This window comes from Testudinibacter crocodili, assembly GCF_006228025.1.
Lineage (GTDB): Bacteria > Pseudomonadota > Gammaproteobacteria > Enterobacterales > Pasteurellaceae > Chelonobacter.
In genome coordinates this window covers 1-596 of record NZ_VDHF01000173.1, presented here as the reverse complement: position 1 = coordinate 596, position 596 = coordinate 1, and the positions used below count along the sequence as shown (strand labels likewise).

The window sequence follows — 596 nt, the reverse complement described above, 5'->3', positions numbered from 1 at the left end:
TAATAATATTATGTCTGGAGATGATGATATTTACTTTAACTTAATAGATGACATAGAAGAAAATTCATTAACAAATATAATCTATCAAACATTTCTAGCATTGAATGATATTTATGGATTTTATGCAGCTTATATTGATCAATTAATGTTTAATGATGACATAGAATTTTTTGACGAGCTAAGCCAAATTGAAAGTTGTTTGATTGATTTGGCAGTATGTAAAATAGATATCTCCGAAACTATAGCACCTAATTTTTTAGAGTTTAAATTTAAAACAACAACACAGTATCGAAAATGGATAAATGCTATTAAACATAAAGCTTTTCTAGCTAATATCCCATTGAAGGTTGAATTAATGAATTTAGTATCTGATGATCATAACACAATAGGTCACCAAGCAGAGCGAGAAAGCTTGGGATTTAATAATGATATGATTCATCCTGATATTTATATGAACGAATTACTACAAGGAATGCGGTTAATTCATCAAGTGCTACCTGCTATTGTAAAAAAATTAGATATTAAAGATTTTCAAATTAATGAACAAGATTTAAGTGTCTAATTTAATATTATACATGTAGGCATAGTAGACAAAA

At 26.8% G+C, this 596-nt stretch carries 1 pseudogene; it reads left to right on the top strand.

The features are described from left to right. Positions 1 to 562: pseudogene (locus FHQ23_RS12260) on the top strand (helix-turn-helix domain-containing protein); the annotation flags it as partial. Positions 563 to 596: the final 34 nt, after the last annotated feature.